This window comes from Catenulispora yoronensis (assembly GCF_039531695.1).
In the GTDB taxonomy this organism is placed as follows: Bacteria; Actinomycetota; Actinomycetes; order Streptomycetales; family Catenulisporaceae; genus Catenulispora; species Catenulispora yoronensis.
Genome location: NZ_BAAAQN010000013.1, coordinates 117,565 through 138,544, shown reverse-complemented (window position 1 = coordinate 138,544; position 20,980 = coordinate 117,565). Strand labels below are relative to the sequence as shown.

Genomic DNA, 20,980 nt, shown 5'->3' with positions numbered 1-20,980 from the left:
ATGGGAGAGCAGTGGTGAGCAGCAGCCGACGCGGACTGGGCAAGGGCCTGGGGGCTCTGATCCCCACTGGTGCGCCGCCCTCGATACTGTCGGAGAAGACCCGGGCCGAGTCGGCGAGCGATGTTTCACGGGAAACATCGCCCGATGTTTCCCGTGAAACATCCGTCGCCACCGCTCCGGTCCGCACCGCGCTGGGCTCGCTGCCGATCGACACCGACCCCCCGACCGAAACCCCGGTGACCCGGGCCCCCTCGGTCCCGGCCCCCGCCGCGAGCCCGGAGTCCTTCGCCACCGAGCTGCCGGACGGCCTGATGCCGGTCCCGGGCGCCTCGTTCGCGGAGATCCCGCACATCCAGATCCGGATGAACCCGGTGCAGCCCCGCTCCGAGTTCGACGAGGACGCGCTGGCCGAACTCGCGGCCTCGATCCGGGAAGTCGGGCTGCTCCAGCCGATCGTCGTACGGCAGCTGACCGAGCCGGACGGGGACCACCGCTACGAGCTCATCATGGGTGAGCGCCGCTGGCGGGCCAGCCAGGAAGCCGGCCTGGAAGCCATCCCGGCCATCATCCGCGACACCCGCGACGACCGCATGCTGCTGGACGCGCTGCTGGAGAACCTGCAGCGGGCCCAGCTGAACCCCCTCGAAGAGGCGGCCGCGTACGACCAGCTCCTCAAGGACTTCGACTGCACGCACGAGGTGCTGGCGGCCAAGGTCGGCAAGTCGCGCCCGCACGTGACCAACACCCTGCGGCTGCTGACCCTGCCCTCCGGTATCCAGCGCCGCGTCGCGGCCGGCGTCATCACCGCCGGGCACGCCCGGGCCCTGCTCGGCCTGAAGTCGGTGGAGCACCAGGAGGAGATCGCCGGCCGGATCGTGAAGGAGAACCTCTCGGTCCGAGCCGTGGAGGAACTCGCGGGCATGAGCCGCTGGGACTCCGCGGCCCTGGAAGCCGCCCTCAACGAGAACCCCGAGGACTACCTCGACTTCACCGACAAGCCCAAGGGCAAGAAGGTGCGCTCCGGCAGCCGGATGCCGATCCTCCAGGAGTACGGCGAGAAGCTCTCCGACCGCCTGGAGACCCGCGTCAAGGTCGACATCATGCAGAAGCGGGGCCGGATCACCATCGAGTTCGCCGGGATAGAGGATCTCAAGCGGATCGGCAAGACGATCCTCGGCGAATAGCGAGCAATGTTTCACGGGAAACCATGACCCGAGGGCCTGGCGGAGCACCCGCCAGGCCCTCAATGTTTCCCGTGAAACATCGCAGCGGCGGTTTCACGACGAGCGCGATGAACCGCCGGCCCGGATCGCTCGGCAGCCTCAACGACGGATGTTGGCGCGAGACGGCTCCGGTCATGGCCGCGACGGCTTCTGGAGACTCGCGTCTCGCCGCAAACAGGACGACTTCCTAGGCCACACTCAGGTGCGTCGAAGCTGGAAACGCCGTATGCCCGGACGTCGGCAGTGGAGTCTCTTCGGACGGGGAGCGATGTTTCACGGGAAACATCGGGCGATGTTTCCCGTGAAACATGGGGGCTCCGCGCGATCGGTGTCCCCAAACGGCGCGGTCCTCGCGGCTCCTAAAGGGCGTAGGTGCTGCGAGGACCGTGGGAGTGGGCGGGCTCAGTGATGTGGTTTCCCGTGAAACATTGGCCTACTTGGTGGCGGCCACCGTCTCGACGAGGTCGCGGTAGAGCACGCCGAGGTCGAGGTCGGCGGCGCCGGCGGCCAGGGGGAGGAGGCTGGTCTCGGTGAGGCCGGGGGCGACGTTGACTTCCAGGAACCAGGGGGTGCCGGCGTCGTCGAGGATCAGGTCGGTGCGGGAGATCCAGGACAGGCCCAGGGTGTTGTGGGCCTGGACGGCGAGGTCCTCGACGGCCTTCATCTCGGTGGCGTCGAGGCGGGCCGGGGCGAAGAACTCGGTCATGCCGGCGGTGTAGCGGGCGGCGTAGTCGTAGATGCCGGAGTCGGCCACTATCTCGACGGCGGGGAGGGCTCGGGGGCCGTCGCCGGTGTCGACGACGGAGACCGCGATCTCGCGGCCGGTGATGTGGCGCTCGATGAGGGCGGTCTCGTCGTAGGCGAAGCAGGCGACCATCGCGGCGGGGAGTTCTTCGCGGGTGCGGACGGCGGCCGCGCCCAGCGAGGATCCGCCGCGGGCGGGCTTCACGAACAGGGGCAGCGGCAGGGCGGCGGTGACCGCGTCGAGGACGGCCTGGGTGCCGAGGTCCCGGAAGGTGGTCTTGGGGATCGCGACCCAGTCCGGGGTGGCCAGGCCCGCGGCGCGGATCGCCTCCTTGGCGGACGGCTTGTCGAAGGCCAGGCGGCAGGCCGCGGGCGAGGAGCCGACATAGGGCACGTCCAGCAGGGCCAGGATGCCCTGGATGGCGCCGTCCTCGCCGGTGGCTCCGTGCAGGGTGGGGAACACGGCGTCCGGACGGTCGGCGAGCAGCGCCGGGAGCAGCGCGGCGTCGATATCGCGGATCTGCACCTCGACCCCGGCGCCGCGCAGCGCGTCGGCCACCCGACGGCCGGATCGGATCGAGACGTCGCGCTCGTGGCTCAGGCCACCGGCCAGGACGACGACACGGCCCAGGTCGCTCATTGCAATCACAGCCCTTCCAAGGCGGGTTCTTCGAGACCGATCATGCCAGCACTCGGGGCTGGACCGGCGGTCGTGTTTCCCGTGAAACATCGACCGGTCGCTCCCGGGTACCCGATGTTTCCCGTGAAACACCGGATACCGGGAGTCGGTTCCACGGTCGCCCAGCGATGTTTCACGTAAAACACGGCGCGATGTTTCACGGGAAACATCGCGCCGAGACGGGCGTTTCGAGCTGCTAAGCCAGATCCGGTCCGGGCGTGTCGATCGCCTCCCGGCCTTCGAGCGCCCGGGTGGTGTCCTGCCCGAAGGCGGCTCGCAGCTCCATCTCCTCACGCAGCACATCGGCGAAGCGCCGCACCCCCTCCCGGATCCGCTCCGGAGTGGGGTAGCAGTAGGAGAGCCGGAGCGAGGAGGCGCCGAAGCCGTCGGAGTAGAAGCCGGTGCCCGGCACGTAGGCCACCCGGGCGGTGACCGCACGCGGCAGCATCGCCTTGGAGTCCAGCCCCGGGGGCAGGGTGACCCACACGTAGAACCCGCCGTCCGGCCGGGTCCACGTGACACCGGCCGGCATCAGCTCGGACAGCGCGGTCAAAGTGGCGTCGCGCCGTTCCCGGTAGAGCTCGCGGAACGCCTTGATCTGCTCCTGCCAGGGCTGGGTGCTCAGGTAGCGGGAGATCATCATCTGCGAGAAGGCCGGTGGGCACAGGTTCGCGGCCTCGGCGGCCAGCGTCAGCTTCTCGCGCACCGCGTGCGGCGCCAACGCCCAGCCGACGCGGAAGCCGGGGGCGAAGGTCTTGGAGAACGAACCGAGGTAGATGACGTTCTCGGTGTCCAGGGAACGCAGCGCGGGGTAGGTCTCGCCCTCGAACCCGAGCAGACCGTACGGGTTGTCCTCAAGGATCAGGATCCCGGCCTCGCGACAGATCTCCACGATCTCCGGGCGCCGCTCCACGGCCATCGTCACACCGGCCGGGTTGTGGAAGTTCGGGATCGTGTAGAGGAACTTGATGCGGCGCCCGGTGGCCTGCACCGAGGCGATCGCGGCCCGCAGGTTGTCCGGCACCAGGCCCTGGTCGTCCATCGCGACGTGGACCACCTGCGCCTGGTACGAGGCGAAGACGCCGAGCGCGCCGACGTAGGAGGGCCCCTCGGCCAGGATGACGTCACCCGGGTCCACGAAGATCCGGGTCACCAGGTCCAGCGCCTGCTGCGAGCCGACGGTGGCGATCACGTCGTCGGGGTGGCCCTCGACGTCCTCCAGCCGCATGATCTCGCAGATCTGCTCGCGCAGGGTCTCGTCGCCCTGGGCCCCGCCGTACTGCATCGCGACCGGACCGTTCTCCCGGATCAGCTGCTCGGCGACGGTGGCGATGGAGTCCATCGGCAGCGCCGCGAGGTTCGGCATACCGCCGGCCAGCGAGACCACCTCGGGCCGGGAGGCCACGGCGAAGAGAGCTCGGATCTCGGATGCGGTCATCCCGCGGGTCCGGGCTGCGTAGCGGTCGACGTACGAGTCGAGCCGGGAACCTGGACGCTGCGGGAGTTCCATATCACTCCTCCATGGAGTCGGAAGGTGGGTTGCGCCTGTTGTTCCCCCAAGTCAAGCAGGCCAGGCCATCATCGTGTGGCCCGGTCCGCCTTTTCGGTGACGTGTGACGGGACTAACATCCCCCTGGCGGACATTTCGCGGCGATGTTTCACGGGAAACATCGTCCTGCGGGGTCCGGAAGGGAGTTCGGGGGATGCGGGGGCGGACCGGTGTCGGGACGCGGGCGCTACGCGCCGCGTTCTGGTTCAGCGGCGGCGTGGCCGTCGGCTTCGGGAGCGGCCTGATCCGGCCGCACCGGCTCACGTGGGTCGACCGCGACCGCGCGCAGCCGGAACACGGTCTCGGTGGCGCCGGAGCCCAGCCGCCGCGCCCACGACGAGCTGATGGTCTCCAACTCCGTGTGCGGCACCAGGCGGACGTCGGTCACCTGCCAGCCGAACGCGGCCAGACGGTCGGCCAGGCCGGTTGACTCCACGGCCTCCGGGGTCAGCTCCGGCAGGTCGCGGATCTCCAGCGGGACCGGCTCGCGCCAGATACTGGTGCCGATGGACAACTCCAGCGGCGCGCCGTCCTTGGCGACCGCGCGCAGTCCGGAAAGCACGTCGTCCTCCCCGAGCACCACACCGCGCAGCAGCTTGCCCCACGGCATGAGGACGGTCACCTCGTCGGCCACGCCGGACAAAGCAGTCGGCACGGTCTCGATCGCGGCGTTCACCAGAACCAGGTTCGGCGCCCCGCCCTTGGCGGGCTTGCGCGCGGCCCGCACCGCGGTCTCGGCCATCCGCTGCCACGCCGGGTCCACGCCGATCACGGTCCACTCGGGGTGGGCGACGGCCTGCCGGTAGGCGGTGCGGGCATCACCGGTGCCGACGTCCACCAGGACGTGGTCGGAGGCGGCCAGCGCGGCGGCGAGTTCAGCCGGGTCCAGGTCGACGAGCTTCTTGCCGGCGAGGACCTTCAGGCGGGAGGCGGTGTTCATGACGGTTCCCGGTCTTGCTCGGTGAGCAGGGCGTAGAGCTTCTTGCGGGTGAGGCCGAGCGGCGCGAGGGCCTCGGTCAGGGTCCTGGGGGCGATGCCGGCCCCGGTCAGCGCCCGCGCCACCGCGGCCAGGTCGACCAGCCCCGTGTCGTCGGCCGCCGGGCCGACGACCACGAGCGTGCCGACCGCCGCCACCGCCTGATCGGCGGTCGTGGGCTCCACAGCGGTGCCGAGATCGAGCTCTGAGGTGTCCTCGACCCAGATATCGCGTCCGGCGAGCAGCGACACAGGCATAGCGTCAGGCATACGGAAGACAATGGGCGTTGCAGGGAGCGTAGAGAGCCGCTGCGGGGCTCCGAGGTAGGTGTAGGGGTGCGGAGGTAGACCTGCCGCCAAGAGGGCTTCCAAGGGCTTGTACGGCCCCGCGACGGAAACCCGGGTGCCCAGAGCCGTCGCTCGTTCGAGTGCTGTGACCGTGGCAGCGGCTTCCTTCGGCGGAGCACCCTCCGCGATGACGAGCTCCGCACTCCCCTGCTCGGCGAGATCCTTCATCGCCGGCAGGCGCGTCCGCTCCCCGAACGACACCCGCAGCAGCGGCCTGACGTCCCCGAGCTCCTCCACGGTCAGGCTGACTTCACGGTCCGGATCGGTCAACGCCTCGGCGAACTCCGTGGGCAGATCTTCGGCCGTCAGTGTGGAGTCCACCGCCAACGTGTCCGCGTCCAGACTCCTGCTCCGCCGGATCACCACCCGATCAGTGACCGCCCGCCATGGGTTCAGCGTGGCCTCGCCACTGACCGCCGGCAGCCCTTTGGTCTCCAGCGTCAGCCGCACTCGCCCCCGCATACCCGCGAGCCCCGGATCCAGTACGGTCCCGACGGCCAGAACACACGTCGCCCGCGAACTGACTTCCGACTCGGCGGTCAACTCGAAGGTCTTCGCATGGGTCGCCCGGATCGCGGGATGACCGCGGCCGACGAGCACGACGTGGTGGGAACGCGACACTGTTCCAGGGTAGGCCCTCGGGGACCGCCCGCCCCGATCTCCGGGGCCCGCCCCGACCTGAGCGCCCCGCCGCTCCGGGGGAATCGGGTGCCGCTCCTCGGCGCCCCGAGCGTGTACCGCGCTGAAGTATTGAAAGCGACAGGTCCTGGAGGACTCCGCCCCGGAAGGGATGCCGGCGATCACGGCGCTGTCGGCCTTCGCCCCGCTCCTTGAGGACGACCCGGACTTGCTCCCCGCAGTTCACAACAGGTGCGTCTCGGCCGGCGCCCCGCGCCCCGCGGCCGACGATCTGAGCGAGATATTCGCGTCCGGAGACCGCGGATCGTGTCGAAAAGGCTGGGGCCCATGGGCCCCAGCCTTTTTGGTTCAAGCCCCGTTCCTGGAGCGCTCCGCCGCGTTCCGGAGTGTTCCGGAGCGCCCCGGCGTGACCCGTGCCCGTGCCCCGCTGCCCCGCCCGTCGCCCCGGATCCGCCCCGGTTCCGCCCCCGGGCCCCGGCCGGGCCCCGACTCCGCCCCGCGGATCCGCCCCGCCCCGGCGGGGCGGTCCCTATCGCGCCCGGAGCTCCGCCAGGCGCAGGATCCCGGTCGGGGCGTCCGACTCCGGCGGCAGGTACAGCCGCTGGACCGCGACCACTATGGCGTCGGCGCAGGACTCGCGGAAGCGCTGGGAGGCGAGCAGGGCCGCGTCGTGGGTGCTGGTGAGGTAGCCGAGTTCGATGCGGACGGCCGGCATCTGGGTGTAGCGCAGGAGGTCCCACGTCATGCCGTGGGTGCCGAGGTTGGCCAGGCCGGTGCGGGCCGTGATCTCGCGCTGGACCAGGCCGGCGAACCGCTCGCCGGTGGGGGAGCTGTGGCCGAAGCGGTCGTTGCCGTAGTAGAACGCGGCGACGCCGGAGGCGGCGGGATTGGCGTGGGAATCGCAGTGCAGGGAGATCAGGAGGTCGGCACCCACCTCGTTGGCCTTCTCGGCGCGGCGGCGCTGGTCCGGACTGCCGCCGGCGCCGCGGGTGAGGTGGGTGGTGACGCTGAGCTTCTCCAGGCGGGCGCGGACCCGGTCGGCGATGTCGAAGACGATCTCGGACTCGGTCAGACCGGTGCCGGTGACGCCGGTGTCCGGGCCGCCGTGGCCGGGGTCCAGGACCACGGTCTTGCCGGGCAGGGCCGGACCGGAGGACTGGATGGCCTCCGATTCGCGCATCGCGTGCAGCAGGCCGCCGCCGGCCATCCGGCGGTTCAGGCGGTTCAAGGCCTGCACGGTCGGCAGGTCGGTGACGCCGTCGGCGGGCAGGCCCACGTTGCGCTGGAACTCGCGGACCGCGGCCACGGTGGCCCGGTCGTAGGCGCCGTTCACCCGGCCGCAGTCGAAGCCCAGGGTGAGCAGGGAGCGCTGGAGTTCGGCGACGTCGTCGCCGAACGGGGGCTCGTCGGCGGGCACCAGGTCGCGGTCGCCGAGGCGCCAGGACGCCTCCTCCAGCAGGCGCAAGGTGCCCGGGGTGACCAGCCCGTCGACCGTGGTGCGGCGGGTCTGCTGGAAGTGCCGGACCGCGGTCTCCACCGCCTCGTCGAACACCGCCTCGCCCTGGACCGGGATGGCCCCGGCGTCGATCAGGCCGAGACGGGCCAGGCGTTCGCGGATCGCGGCCACCGCGGGCCCGGTGTCGCCGCGGCGGTAGGTCGGTTCAGTGGTCACGGTCCTCTACCCTACGCACTCTGTCACTCCGGACTCCGGCAAAGCGGGAAGGGACGGCCGATGTGGCCGTCCCTTCCCGGTGAATCTCGGCGGATCGCGGCGGATCTCGGTGAATCTCGGCGCGCCCGCTCCGATCGCGGGGACCCGACCCGAGGGGCCGGATCAGCCGACGTAGTCGGACAGGTCCTTCAGCAGCAGCGCCTTCGGCTTCGCGCCGACGATGGTCTTCACGACCTCGCCGCCCCGGTAGACGTTGAGCGTCGGGATGGAGCGCACCCCGTACTTCGCCTGGGTCAGCGGGTTCTCGTCGGTGTTGAGCTTGACGATGTCGATCTTGTCGGCGTGCTCGGCGTAGATGGCCTCCAGCACCGGCGCCACCTGGCGGCAGGGGCCGCACCACGGCGCCCAGAAGTCGACCAGCACCGGCTTGTCGCTCTGCAGCACCTCCGCATCGAAGGTCGCGTCGGTGACTGCGCGGATGTCGCCCATGATGTGCTCCTCATTGCTAGTACGGTCCCGGTGGGGAGAGTCGGCGGGGTGTGTTTCACGTGAAACAGCGTCGGCCGGGGACGGCCGGGACCGCTCGGGTCCGATGTTTCACGGGAAACATCTCAAACAGTGACGCTCTGGTGGTGCGCCAGCTGGGACAGGTGCCGCTCGGCGTCCAGCGCCGCCGAACAGCCGGTGCCGGCCGCGGTGATCGCCTGCCGGTAGGTGTGGTCCACGACGTCGCCGCACGCGTACACGGCCGGCAGGCTGGTGCGGGTGGTCGGGGACTCCACCGTGATGTAGCCCTCGTCGTCGAGGTCGAGCACGCCGTCGAACAGCTCGGTGCGCGGCAGGTGGCCGATGGCCACGAACAGCGCGCCGGCCGCCTTCAGCGTCTCCTCGCCGGTCTTCAGGTTGCGCAGCCGCACGCCGGTCACCTGGGTGTCACCCTCGATGCCGACCACCTCGGAGTCCCAGACGAAGGAGATCTTCGGGTTGGCGAAGGCCCGCTCCTGCATCACCTTGGAGGCCCGGAGCTCGTCGCGGCGGTGCACGACGGTCACGGTCTGCCCGAACCGGGTGAGGAACAGCGCCTCCTCCATGGCGGTGTCGCCGCCGCCGACCACCACGATGTCCTGGCCCTTGAAGAAGAACCCGTCACAGGTGGCACACCAGGACACGCCCTTGCCGGACAGCCGCTTCTCGTCCGGCAGGCCCAGCTCCTTGTACGCCGAGCCGGTGGCGACGATCACCGTGTGCGCCCGGTGCACGGTGCCGGCCGAGTCGGTGACCAGCTTTATGTCGCCGGCCAGGTCGACCGCGGTGATGTCGTCGAAGACCAGCTCGGCCCCGAAGCGCTCGGCCTGCTTCTGCATGCTGTCCATCAGGTCCGGACCCATGATCCCCTCGGGGAAGCCCGGGAAGTTCTCGACCTCGGTGGTGTTCATCAGCGCGCCGCCGGCGGTCACGGAACCGGCGAACACCAGCGGATTCAGCCCCGCACGCGCGGTGTAGACCGCGGCTGTGTAGCCCGCCGGTCCCGAACCGATGATGATGACGTTGCGGATCTCGCTCACGTGAGCCTGGCCTCTCGAATTCCTGGGGCAGCTGGAAGGTGCCGGTTGGCTCAACCGATCCTAGGCAAGATGCATTCCCGGCAGCGCCACGTGCCGCGGTTTCGCCCATCCGTCTTCCCCCGCCAGCGCTCCGGCGAACGTCCGGCGGCAGGGTTTCCTCGATGTGGCGGTTACGGGCGGGAGATCTCGCTCGTGTACAACACAGTGCCCGGACCCGGGGCGGTGCAGCTGGCGGTGGCCACGACGTACACCGCGGCGTGCGCCGGATCACCGGGCTTCGGGTAGACGAGCAACTCCGCCGCCTGCCCGGCATATGTGATGGACGCCATGCCCAGCGGCGTGGTGCCCCCGAACCCGGGCGGCGGGCACTGGAAGGACGCGGTGTCGGTCTTCATCCCGCTGCTGCCGCTGCCGACGGCCTGGTTCTGGCGGATCCGCCCGAGCAGTTGCTGGGCCTGCTGGTCGATATCCGGTCCGGTGGCGACGCTGGGCGGGGCGTCGATCTCCCCGCCGGGCGGAGTGCCGCCCGGCGCCAGCCCCGGCGCCGACGCGGACGACGGGGTCGACGGTCGCGGAGCCACGGCGTTCGGAGCCGCGCCGCCGGCCGCCGGGCTCTGCCCCGCCGGGGCGCGGTTCGCCGAATCGGCGCCGTCGGCCAGGGAGGTCACCGTGCTGCTCTTGGCCGTCGAGGAGCCACTGCCGCCGGCGTTCAGGGCGGCGATGCCGGCGAACGCACCGGCCACCACCAGGCTCGCCCCGGCCAGGCTGCCGAACACCAGGCGGAACCGCCGCGAGCGGCGCGGCGCCGCCGAGTGGTGCGGTTCGGCGGACCCGGTCGCCTGCGGGGTCAGCGGCGGCTCCCGGTGCAGCGCCGCCTCGATCCGGATCGCCACCTCCGCCGGGATCGGCGTCGGCTCCGGGGCCAGGAACTCGGCCAGACCGCTGACCGAATCCATGGTGAGCAGCGCGAAGTCCTCGGCGCACTGGTCGCAGGAAGCCAGATGCCGCTGGGCGGCGTCGGTCTCGTCCGGCCCGAGCAGCCCGTCGTACAGGTCCGCCATGCGGTCCGGGTCCAGGTGGGTGTCCGGTCCGGAAGCGGCGGGGTCGATCACCATCCGGCCGTCCCTCCTTCCCGGCGATCATCACGTGTCGAGATTTTGACGCGGGAGCCCGCGCTTCGGTTCCCCGGGTCCGGATCCGACGGATCCCCCATGCTGCCGTCGCGCAGATGCCGCAGCAGCGGCAGCAGCTTGGCCCGGGCCCGCGCGCAGCGGCTCTTGACCGTGCCGGGGGCCACGCCGAGCGCCCGCGCGGTCTCCTCCACGGTGTACCCCTCGACGTCCACCAGCACCAGGGCCATCCGCTGCTCCTCCGGGAGCGTGGCCAGGGCCGTGGTCAGGGCCAGGCGCAGATCGGCGTTGGCGATGTCGTCGGTCGGGCCCGGCTGCCGCTGCTCGGTCTCCACCTCGGGCAGCGGCACGGTGGGGCGGGTGGCGCGGCGCCGGATCCGGTCCAGGCAGGCGTTCACCACGACCCGGTGCAGCCAGGTCGTGACCGCGGAGTCGCCGCGGAAGGAGCCGGCCGCCCGGTAGGCCGAGAGCATCGCGTCCTGGAGCGCGTCGGCGGCCTCCTCCGGATCGCCCAGGGTGCGGACCGCGACCGACCACAGCCGGTCGCGGTGCCGCCGGAACAACTCGCCGAACGCCTCGGCGTCGCCCGCGGCGTGCCGGGAGAGCAGCTCCCGGTCGTCGAGGAGGCCGAGGTCGGCGCGCCGGTCAGCCATCGGTCCGGTCAGGACGCGGTGTTGAACTTCACGGCGCTGATCGAGTCCCCGTAGCGGTTCCCGTCGTCCTTGCCGCACTTTATGCCGTGGTCCGGATTCGCGGCGACCGGCAGCGGCTTGACGAACCAGACCAGCACGAACCGAGTGGTCACCGGGCTGGTCGCCTTCAGGGCGACGGTGGTGGAGTCCGCGGTGGCGGAGGCGATCTTGGTGAAGCCGGTCGGGGCCTTGTCCGGCACCACCGCCGGCGGCGCGGTCACCGAGGCGTCGGCGGCCCACATCTCCAGGCCGGCCCCGGCGGTGCCGATGGTCACCGACGCGTTCGAGATGCTCTTGGCCGAGCCCAGGTCGAAGACCAGGCCGGTGCCCTTGGGGTTGCCGCCGACCGTCGGCCAGGCCTGGCAGTACTGCGCGGTGAACCAGCCCTTCTCGGAGATCTGGTTGTTGACCAGGTAGCCCTTGCCCTCGGTGGTGTCGTCCGAGTCGTAGAGCGAGACCGAGGTGTAGGCCACGTCGGCGGACGCCGCGGAGGTGGCTGAGCTCGGGGCCGAGCTCTGCGTCGTGGAGGTGCTCGGACCGCCGTTGTTGGCGTTGTTCTTGTTCTTGTCGCCGCCGAACATCGTGTAGGCCAGCAGCGCGATCGCCACCACCGCGGCCACCGCGCCGACGCCGATCATCGTCGAGCTGCCCCGGCCGCCGCCGGAGCCGCCGGAGTGTCCGGAGCCGCGGCTCCCGCCCCCGGAGCCGCCGCGGTGGCCGCGCGGGGCGTAGTCGTCGTCGTGGGCGCTCGGCCGGTGCGCGCCGCCGCCGCTGTATCCGCCGGGGCTCGTGCTGCCGCCGTGGCCGGCCGCCGGGCGCGGCGGGGCGGCCTGGTAGCTGGGCGCGACCTGGGGCATCGCGGTGGTCGGCCGGTTGGCCGAGGCGGCCGGCATCACCGTGGTCTGCTGATGGCGCAGCGGCGCGGTCTGCGGGGTCGAGGGCAGCGGCGCCTCGTAGCGCGGACGGGGCAGCTGGGCCAAGGCGTCGGCGACCTCGGTCGGGCTCTGGAAGGCCGGGCCGGCGCTCTGGTCGCCGAGGATCCGCAGCACCACCTCGTCCAGCTGCGGGGTGACCTCCGGGCGCAGTTCGCTCGGCGGCGCCGGCTGGGCCTGCGGGCGCTTGCCGGTGAGCAGCGCGTAGGCCAGCTCGCCGATCGCGGCCAGGTCGGTGCCCAGCGGGTCGCGGGAGACCGTGCCGGTCAGCGCGGCGGCCAGGCACAGGTCGAGGATCTTCACCTCGCCGGTGTCGGTGCGCAGCACCGTCTTGGGCGACAGCCGCAGGTGGGCCAGGCCCTGGTCGTGCGCCTCGGCCATGGCCCGGGCCAGCTCCGTGGTGATCCGCACGGCCTCGCTGATCGGCACCGGCCCGCCGGCCAGCACCTCGCCCAGGGTGTGGCCGTCGTGCAGCCACTCGGTGATGACGTAGTAGAGGACGTCGTCCGGGACGGCGTCCAGGACCTGGACGAAGTGGTTGTCGGCCATGGCCGCGGCGGCCCGGGCGGCGGCCATGAAGGCCTCGGCCCGGGGCTGGTCCGAGCGCAGCAGGTGGATCCGGCTGGGCCGGTTCAGCTTCTCGTCGGCGGCCAGCCAGGTGACGGCCGGTCCGGTGAGGTGCAGGACGCGTTCCAGGCGGTACCGGCCGTCGAGCCGGTCGCCAGCGGAAACGCCGAGGGACCGGATCAGCGCCTCGGCGTCCGCGCCGACGCCGCCGTCCGGATCGGTGGTCTGGTCCGCGGCTGCCACATGACTCCCTGGTCCGTGCATGCTCTGTGGCATGGTCTCGTCATCCCCGCCTCATGCTATTAGGTTTCGTGCCGTCCCCGTGGTCCGTTGCCCGACCCTCATCTGTGCAGACTGTCCAGACTCCCCGCGGGTTGCCCGGCGCCGGGTCTCGAATCGGCCAACACTTCCCAACGATTCGGGCCGCTACCGTCCGAACTTGGCGCGGACCGAGCCCAGCAGCTGTTCGACCTCCTCCACCCGCATCAGCCGGGAGCACACCAGGAACAAGGCTCCGAGTATGGTCCCGCCGGCCAGCAGCGCGACAGTCGATCCGAGCCAATTCTGACCGACCATACGGTTTACGTACAAAGCGACGATGAAGGCCGCCGCACCGGCCACCGCCGAGGCGGCGATCAGCCGGACGTAGGTCTGGGTGATGCGCCGCGAGTCCAGGCCGTGCAGCCGGCGCTTGAGCTTCTGCGCGGTGATCACCAGGCCGATGCAGTAGGCGACGCCGTACACGAAGCACATCGCCACCACCGCCCAGCGCTCCTTGTCCGAGCCGCGCAGGCTGTAGAACACGATCGAGCTCAGCGCCACGTTCGCCGCCGAGATCCAGATGTTGATCGTGAACGGGCTCTTGGTGTCCTCGAAGGCGTAGAAGCCGCGCAGCATCAGGAACTGCGCCGAGAACGGGATCAGGCCCAGGCCGAAGGCCGAGAGCATGTAGCCGATGATGTGCGCGTTGTCGATGTCCATCCCGCCGTGCTTGAACAGCACCACGGCGATCTGCGGGCCCAGGGCCAGGAACGCGAACGCCGCCGGGACGATCGCCACGCCGGTGACCCGCAGGCCGTAGGAGATGTCCTCGCGCACCGAGGCCAGGTCGTTGCTCACCGCCGCGCGGCTCATCCGGGGCAGCAGCGCGGTGATCACCGAGACGGTGATCAGCGCCTGCGGCAGGCCCCAGATCATGTAGGCGTTGTTGTAGGCCGCCACGCCCCAGTGCTCGTAGCCGGCGTTGCCGACGTCGGAGGCGTAGCGCATCACCACGGCCAGGCCGATCTGGTTCACCAGGACGAACAGCAGCGTCCACTTGGCCAGTGTGATGGCGTGGCCCAGACCCGCGTTGCGCCAGTCGAAGCGCAGCGTGAGCCGGATCCCGGCGGCCTTGAGGTAGGGCAGCAGGGTCAGCGCCTGGACCGCGATGCCCAGGGTGACGCCCAGGCCCAGCAGCCGGACGTCGGCGGCCGGGATGGTGGAGGCGGTCAGGTCCTTGTCGTGGTTCAGGTACCAGTAGGCGCCGGTGGAGGAGATGACCACGACGTTGGTCAGCACCGGGGTCCACATCATCGGGCCGAACCGGCCCTTGGCGTTGAGGATCTGGCCCAGCACCACGAACAGGCCCAGGAAGAAGATCTGCGGCATGAACATCCGGCCCAGATCGATGGCCAGCTGCCGGTTCGCGCCGGTGAAGTTGGCGAACAGGTCCACCAGCTGCGGGGTGAACAGCTCGGTGAACACGGTCAGCACCAGCACCCCGGTCAGGATCAGGGTGAGCAGCCGGCTGGCGTAGGCCGTGCCGCCGTCCCGGTCCCGGTGCATCGAGCGCACCAGCTGCGGCACGAACACCGCGTTCAGCGCGCCGCCGATGATCAGGATGTAGAGCATGTTCGGCAGGTTCAGGCCGATGGTGTAGGCGTTGCCGATGCCGGCCGTGCCGATCGCGGCGACCAGCAGGAACTGCCGCACCAGGCCGGTGGTCCGGGAGGCCAGGGTGCCCAGGGCCATCAGCCGCGAGGCGCGGCCGACGCTGGGCTCGGCCGGGGCCTGGGCCGGACGCGGCTCGGCGGTGGTGGTCCCGGCCCGCTCGCGGGCGCCCGCCTCGGACGGGGCGCCGTCGCGCGACCCGGGGCCGGTGCCGGCCGGACCGCCGGGATGCCGGGTCGCCGGTCCCTGCACCCGGCCGCGGCGTGGCGGTATGAGGGCTTCGAGGTTGCTGGGGTTGGCCCGGCGCGGGGCGACGGCCATCGACGGGATCGGCGACAGGTCCCACCGGGTGGCGCTGACCGCGTCCTCGTAGTCGTCGCGCCAGTCGCGCTCGTGCGGGGCCTCGGGGTTGTCCTGCTGCTCCGGGGGCGCGGCCTGCCAGGACGGCGGCTGCTCGGCGCCGCCGCGACGGTCTCCGCCGCCGCGCTGGTCGCCGCCACGGGGGTCGCCGCCACGGGGGTCGGCGGCACGGGCATCGGCGACCTCGTCGCGGAACAGCGCGCGGTTGTCCTCGACGGGGCGGCGGCCGTGGGACGGGCTGCCCGGGGCGGCCGGACTGCCGGCGAACTGCTGGGCGGCACGGGGATCAGGGCGCTGCCCGTGGGAGGGGGCGCCGGGCTGACCCTGAGCAGGCTGACCCTGGCCGGGCTGCTGCCCGAAACTCGGCTGCTGGCCGAAGCTGGGCGGTGCCGCGCCCGGTCGGCCCGGGGCGGGCTGCTGCCGGCCGCCGTGCTGGGGGCCGGCGTACTGCTCCCGGACTCCCGGAGTACCGGGGGCGCCGCTGATCGGCTGGCCGGTGCGCGGATCGAACTGCGGCCGGTGTTGGGGCTGGCCGGGCTGACCAGGCTGGTTCGGCTGACCCTGCGGCGGCGGGGCGCTCTGGCCGGCACGCGGGTCCGGGGTCAGCGGACGGCCGGTCTGCGGATCGAAGCGCGGCTCCGGCCGCGGCGTCCACGGCTGCTGCGACGGGGGACCGGCCGACGCGGCCGGCGGAGCCTGCCGGGGATCCGACGGCCCGGGACCGCCGGACCCGACCGGCGGAACCTGGCGCGGGTCGACCGGCCGGGGACCGTTGGGCGCGGCCGGCGGAGCCTGGCGCGGATCGGTCGGCCGCGGATCGGTCGGCCTGGGATCGGCCTGCCGAGGATCGATGTGACGAGGATCACCCCCGTCGGGGTGCCCGGAACCGCCCTGCGGAGTCCGGAGCGGCCGCGGGTCCCCGTCCTCGCGCGTCGGCTCCGGACGCCACAGATCGCCGCCGTCGCTCGTCATATTTCCAGCGCTCCCCGCGTCCGTGGTGTCGGTCGTCCGATCAGTGTCGGTGTCTCAACTTGCCATTGTGTCCTGTGCGGAGGCGTGTTGGGCGCGCTTGGCGCGGTAGACGCGCAAACCGATCAGCGCGACCAGCAGTACTCCGGAGCCGATCATCAGGCCGAGGGCGATGATGCCGATCCGGCTGACCTTGACCGGGATGATCGCCGTGCCGTTGTGGTCCTTCAGTTTCGTGTGCAGGTCAGTCGGATAGTACGTGCAGTCGGCGGTGCCTTCCGAACAGGTGTAGAGAGTGGCCGTCAGGTGGACGGTCTGGCCGTTGCCCTCGCCCTCGACGCGGATCCGCACCGTCTCGTTCTGCCCCGGGGCCACGCTCTGCAGCTCCGGTTTCTCCGGCACCTTGAGGTGCACGCTCTGGTCGGAGTGCGCCTGCACGTACACGCTTACCGTGGAATTCGTCTTGTTGAGGATGCTGACCGGGACCGTCCCGGACTTCCCGGACAGCGTCAGGGTCTGGTTCTGCTCGCCGATCGTCACCAGCCCGTGCTCGGCGACCACGGTGCTGTAGACGGTCCCGGTGAACGCCTTGTCCCCGTCGTGGCTGCGCCACCAGGTGGCCACCGGCCGGAACGGGACCGCGTCGTCGCGCTGGTGGTTGGGGTCCATGATCGAGTGCAGCGCGTGGTACAGCTTCTGGCTGTCCGAGGCCGAGGCCACCACGTCCGGGGACAGGTTCGGTGTGTCGGTCTTGGCCGCCAGCGGCGAGGACGGCGCCGCGATCGGCTTGGTGTCCAGCACCTTGCCCAGGTCGTCCAGCCCGACCCACTGGTCGCTCTGCCCCAGCTTCTCGGCCGCCGCGATGGCGGTGGCCAGCGGCGGGGTCGGCGTGAAGTCCCGCGGCGGCGCGACCACCAGCACGCGGTCGGTGTAGTCGCCGGCCAGCAGCGCGGTCTGCGCCAGCCACAGCTGTCCGGCCAGCACCCCCGGGGTGTTCAGCTGCGGCTGGCCGGCCGGCGCCGTCTCGGCGGCGAAGACGTTCGACAGGTAGGTGTCGTAGACCACGGTGTTCGGGCTCTGCGGGAGCGTGACGTGCGCGGACTTCCAGGAGTACACGACGTTCGAGGACAGCAGCGTCACCAGGTCCGGCGCTCCGGAGCCCTGGAGCGCCTTCAGCGTCGTGGCGTCGGCCTGGCCGTCCGCCGGCCAGGCGATGGTCTGCTGCTGCCGGCAGCCGCCGGTGGTGAGCGGCTCCTGGACCTGCAGGGCCTGGCCGAGCAGGTTCGGGTCGCCGGGGCTGTGCGCCAGCGTGGTCAGGTCCGGATCGGCGTAGGGCAGGTTCCAGCAGTTCTGGGGCTGCGCCGAGGCGAACAGCGCGTGCGCGGCGTTGTACCAGTACTTGGGATCGGACCCGTCGTCGCCCTGGGCCTGTGCGGAGCCGTCGGCCGCGGCCGGGAAGAAGCCGTTGGACAGCTGGTCGGCGGTGTAGAGCACGTCCGGGTCCAGGACCCAGTTGACCGGGAACTGCTGGCCGTACTGCAGGATCCGGTCCAGCCGGCCGTCCGGCTTGAACTGGTCGGCGGCCTGCGGGTCCGAGACGATCGGCGCGGCGGCGCTGTTCGCCGTCTTCTGCCCGGTCAGCCCGGGCATCCCGACCACCGGCCAGAGCAGCGCGACCCGGGCCTTCTTGGTCCCGGACGCGGCCAGCGGCTTCCACACCACGTAGGTGCGCTGGCCGCCGAGGAAGTCGCCGTACTCGGTCTTGACGTCGACGTCGATCGCGTAGATGCCGGCCGCGGGGTGCTTGCCGCCGAACAGCTCGGACTCGGTCGGCGTCAGCTTCCAGGGCCGCGGCGTGCCGGGCGCCAGCTCCGGGAGCTTGACCGTCGACTTGGACACCACCAGCGAGCCGCCGCCGGTGGCCGAGCCCATCGCCGAGCGCGCCCCGACCACCGAGCGCCGCAGCTCGACGACCACGTTCTTCAGCGGTGTCGACTTCAGGTTCTGGATCTGGCCGGAGAACGTCATGGTCTTGGTGAGGTCGGCGAAGTCCGGGATCTGCGGGTCCACGCCGCCGATTCCCACCGCGACCTCCGGTTTGGCCGCCGGGGCCTGCTCGGCGTGCGCACTGCCGAGCGGGAGGCTCGCGGCACCCAGGAACAGCGCGAGGGCAAGGAGCGCACGGCAGGCTCGGCTGGTCACCCGACGAATGGTAGTCGGGCCCAACGCCGCGCCCCGACACGTAAACTTCGACACCATGCACACCGACCAGCAGCGACGCCCGGAACCGCATCTTGACCAGGCACAGCGGGCCGCGGTAACAGAACTGCTACGAGTGGCGCCGGTGGTCGGGGAGCTGGCCGGGCGCTTCGCCGCCGCCGGGCACACCCTGGCGCTGGTCGGCGGCCCGGTGCGGGACGCGCTGCTGGGACGGTCCAGCGACGACCTCGACTTCACCACCGACGCGCGCCCGGAACAGGTGCTGAAGCTGGTGCAGGGCTGGGCCGAGGCGGTGTGGGACGTCGGCATCGCGTTCGGCACCGTCGGCGTCCAGAAGCACGGCGCGAAGCTGGAGATCACCACCTACCGGTCCGAGGCCTACGACCGCGACTCGCGCAAGCCCGAGGTGGCGTACGGCGACTCCATCGAGGACGACCTGTTCCGCCGGGACTTCACGGTGAACGCCATGGCGGTGCGGCTCACCGCCGATCCCGGGGACTTCGAGTTCGTCGACCCCTACAACGGCCTGCGCGACCTGGACGAGGGCGTGCTGCGCACCCCCGGCACCCCGGAGATGTCGTTCTCCGACGACCCGCTGCGCATGATGCGCGCCGCCCGCTTCGCCGCGCAGCTCGGCCTGGACGTCGCGCCGGAGGTCCGGCAGGCGATGAGCGAGATGGCCGAGCGGCTCACCATCGTCAGCGCCGAGCGGGTGCAGGTCGAGCTGTCCAAACTGGTCACCGCGCGGAGCCCGCGGTTCGGCCTGGCGCTGCTGGTGGACACCGGCCTGGCCGACCATGTGCTGCCGGAGCTGCCGAAGCTGCGGCTGGAGATCGACGAGCACCACCGCCACAAGGACGTCTACGAGCACACGCTCACGGTGCTGGAGCAGGCGATCGACCTGGAGACCGACGGCCCGGACCTGATCCTGCGGCTCGCGGCGCTGCTGCACGACATCGGCAAGCCCAAGACCCGCCGCTTCGAGCCCGGCGGCGGCGTGTCCTTCCACCACCACGAAGTGGTGGGCGCGCACATGACGGCCGCGCGGCTGCGGAAACTGAAGTACAGCAAGGAGATCATCGAGGACACCTCGAAGCTGGTCGAGCTGCACCTGCGGTTCCACGGGTACGGCGAGGCCGAGTGGACCGACAGCGCGGTGCGCCGCTACGTGCGGGACGCCGGTCCGCTGCTGGAGCGGCTGCACAAACTGACCCGCTCGGACTGCACGACCCGCAACCGCCGCCGTGCGCTGATGCTGGAGCACGCCTACGACGACCTGGAGCGGCGCATCGCCGAGCTGCGCGAGCAGGAGGAGCTCGACGCGATCCGCCCGGACCTGGACGGCAACGAGATCATGGAGATCCTCGGGATCAAGCCCGGACCGGAGGTCGGCGTCGCCTACAAGTTCCTCCTGGAGCTGCGCATGGACCGCGGCCCGGTGGATCACGACACGGCGGTCGCCGAATTGCGGTCCTGGTGGGCCGAGCGCGAGGCGGAGCGGAACCAGGCGTAAGCGATTCCGCCGATCGCGTACACGGCGACGGTCCCCCAGACGAGCGTCAGGGATTTTCCTGACGGAGGAAGCGCGGCGGCCGCCACCGCGGCCGCCGCCACGAAGGCTCCGTTGAAAAGCATGTCGTAGATGGAGAAGACGCGTCCCCTATAGGCGTCGTCGATGTTGCGCTGCACCAGCGTGTCGGTGCAGATCTTCTGACCCTGGGCGAGGAATCCCTGGACCAGCGCGCCGATCATCAGCGGGACGACCTGGAACCACGAGGCCGACGCCGCCAGCGAGATCCCTGAACCGATCATGCATACCGTGATCCAGGTCGACAGGCGGAGGTGGCGCAGGACGACCGGAGTGGCGACCGCGGAGATGAAGAAACCGACCCCGGAGATCCCGACCGCGGCGCCGAAACCGCGCAGGCCGGCGTTGGTGTCGTGCGAATCGTTGAAAGTGTTGCGGAACAAGAGCAGGACCATGATCGTGGTCAGGCCGTAGCAGAACCGGTTGGCGGTGATCGCCGCCAGCGCCGCGGCCGCGGGCTTGCGTTCCCTCAGGTGCTCCAGGCCTTGCCACAGACCGCGTGCGACGATCTTCAGCTCGCTCCAGGTGGAGGCGCCGGGGCGCTCGTCGGGGCCGAGGGCGTCCCGCGGCATGGAGCGCGCCACGAACGAGCCCCCCATATAGAGGACCGCCGCGATGACGAGGATGAGCGCGTTCGCGCCGTCGCCGTCCCCCACCAGGGCGCGGACCGCGACGCCGACCGCGCCGCCTAGGGTCGCCGCGATCGTCCCGGCGGTGGGGGACACGGCGTTGGCGACGATGAGCCGTTCGTTGTCCACAGCCTGTGGAAGCGCGGCGGACAGTCCGGCGAGGATGAAGCGGTTGCAGCTGAGGACCGCCAGCGCGGAGGTGTAGAACAGGGGACCGCTGTCGCCGGCGAGGACCTGGGTGGCCACGACCAGCACGATGCCGGCGCGCAGCAGGTTGGCGTACAGCAGCACCTGGCGGCGGCGCCAGCGGTCCAGGAAGACGCCGGCGAACGGGCCGATGACGGTGAACGGGATCAGCAGCAGGGCGAAGGCCTCGGCCACGTCGCCGGCCGTCGCCTCCTTTTCCGGGGAGAACACGACGAAGGCGGCGAGAGCCACTTGGAACACGCCGTCGCCGAACTGGCCGACCAGGCGGGTCCCGAACAGTCGCCGGAACAGCCCGGACTTCAGCAACTCCCGGAGATCGTGCATCTTCGCAGCGTAGCGTCAGGAGGATGGCGGACGCCC

General features: G+C 71.3%; 15 protein-coding genes. 2 read left to right on the top strand and 13 right to left on the bottom strand.

Annotation, left to right across the window (positions count from 1 at the left end; genetic code table 11):
- Positions 1–14 precede the first annotated feature (14 nt).
- Complete coding sequence (locus ABD481_RS13875) at positions 15–1,184, top strand: ParB/RepB/Spo0J family partition protein (RefSeq protein WP_344666028.1); 1,170 nt, start codon at positions 15–17, stop codon at positions 1,182–1,184.
- Positions 1,185–1,656: 472 nt separating this feature from the next.
- Here the strand turns inward: ABD481_RS13875 and ABD481_RS13870 are convergent, their stop codons facing one another.
- From ABD481_RS13870 to ABD481_RS13815, 12 genes are all read right to left on the bottom strand, one after another.
- Positions 1,657–2,607 carry a D-alanine--D-alanine ligase family protein gene (locus tag ABD481_RS13870; protein ID WP_344666027.1) on the bottom strand — a complete coding sequence of 317 codons (951 nt, stop codon included), beginning with the start codon at positions 2,605–2,607 and terminating at the stop codon, positions 1,657–1,659.
- 235 nt (positions 2,608–2,842) lie between these two features.
- Entirely contained in the window at positions 2,843–4,156 is a 1,314-nt protein-coding gene (locus ABD481_RS13865) for an aminotransferase-like domain-containing protein (RefSeq protein WP_344666026.1), read from the bottom strand.
- 226 nt (positions 4,157–4,382) lie between these two features.
- Positions 4,383–5,135, bottom strand: a complete 753-nt coding sequence (locus ABD481_RS13860) for a class I SAM-dependent methyltransferase (RefSeq protein ID WP_344666025.1) — start codon at positions 5,133–5,135, stop codon at positions 4,383–4,385.
- Entirely contained in the window at positions 5,132–6,139 is a 1,008-nt protein-coding gene (locus ABD481_RS13855) for a DUF371 domain-containing protein (protein ID WP_344666024.1), read from the bottom strand. Before ABD481_RS13855 ends, ABD481_RS13860 begins: the two co-directional genes overlap by 4 nt.
- A gap of 547 nt (positions 6,140–6,686) precedes the next feature.
- Positions 6,687–7,829 carry an N-acetylmuramoyl-L-alanine amidase gene (locus ABD481_RS13850; protein ID WP_344666023.1) on the bottom strand — a complete coding sequence of 381 codons (1,143 nt, stop codon included), beginning with the start codon at positions 7,827–7,829 and terminating at the stop codon, positions 6,687–6,689.
- Between the two features lie 162 nt (positions 7,830–7,991).
- Positions 7,992–8,318: a thioredoxin gene (gene trxA, locus ABD481_RS13845; protein WP_425559166.1), complete on the bottom strand. Its 327-nt coding sequence runs from the start codon at positions 8,316–8,318 to the stop codon at positions 7,992–7,994.
- Positions 8,319–8,440: 122 nt separating this feature from the next.
- Positions 8,441–9,394: a thioredoxin-disulfide reductase gene (trxB, locus tag ABD481_RS13840; protein ID WP_344666022.1), complete on the bottom strand. Its 954-nt coding sequence runs from the start codon at positions 9,392–9,394 to the stop codon at positions 8,441–8,443.
- A 170-nt stretch (positions 9,395–9,564) separates the two neighbouring features.
- Positions 9,565–10,509: an anti-sigma factor family protein gene (locus ABD481_RS13835; RefSeq protein ID WP_344666021.1), complete on the bottom strand. Its 945-nt coding sequence runs from the start codon at positions 10,507–10,509 to the stop codon at positions 9,565–9,567.
- A complete protein-coding gene (sigM, locus tag ABD481_RS13830; RefSeq protein ID WP_344666020.1) occupies positions 10,503–11,177 on the bottom strand; it encodes an RNA polymerase sigma factor SigM in 675 nt (224 codons plus the stop codon). The genes ABD481_RS13835 and sigM overlap by 7 nt, the downstream gene beginning before the upstream one ends.
- 8 nt (positions 11,178–11,185) lie before the next feature.
- Positions 11,186–12,958, bottom strand: a complete 1,773-nt coding sequence (locus ABD481_RS13825) for a protein kinase (protein WP_344666019.1) — start codon at positions 12,956–12,958, stop codon at positions 11,186–11,188.
- 183 nt (positions 12,959–13,141) lie between these two features.
- Positions 13,142–15,979 (bottom strand): murein biosynthesis integral membrane protein MurJ, encoded by a 2,838-nt coding sequence (gene murJ, locus ABD481_RS13820; protein ID WP_344666018.1) that lies wholly within the window; start codon positions 15,977–15,979, stop codon positions 13,142–13,144.
- Between the two features lie 54 nt (positions 15,980–16,033).
- Entirely contained in the window at positions 16,034–18,178 is a 2,145-nt protein-coding gene (locus tag ABD481_RS13815) for a DUF6049 family protein (protein WP_344666017.1), read from the bottom strand.
- A gap of 55 nt (positions 18,179–18,233) precedes the next feature.
- Here ABD481_RS13815 and ABD481_RS13810 point away from each other — a divergent pair, with 55 nt between their 5' ends.
- Complete coding sequence (locus ABD481_RS13810) at positions 18,234–19,709, top strand: CCA tRNA nucleotidyltransferase (protein WP_344666016.1); 1,476 nt, start codon at positions 18,234–18,236, stop codon at positions 19,707–19,709.
- Here ABD481_RS13810 and ABD481_RS13805 read toward each other — a convergent pair.
- Positions 19,640–20,944 carry an MFS transporter gene (locus tag ABD481_RS13805; RefSeq protein ID WP_344666015.1) on the bottom strand — a complete coding sequence of 435 codons (1,305 nt, stop codon included), beginning with the start codon at positions 20,942–20,944 and terminating at the stop codon, positions 19,640–19,642. The two genes, ABD481_RS13810 and ABD481_RS13805, sit on opposite strands and share 70 nt — an antisense overlap.
- Positions 20,945–20,980 lie beyond the last annotated feature (36 nt).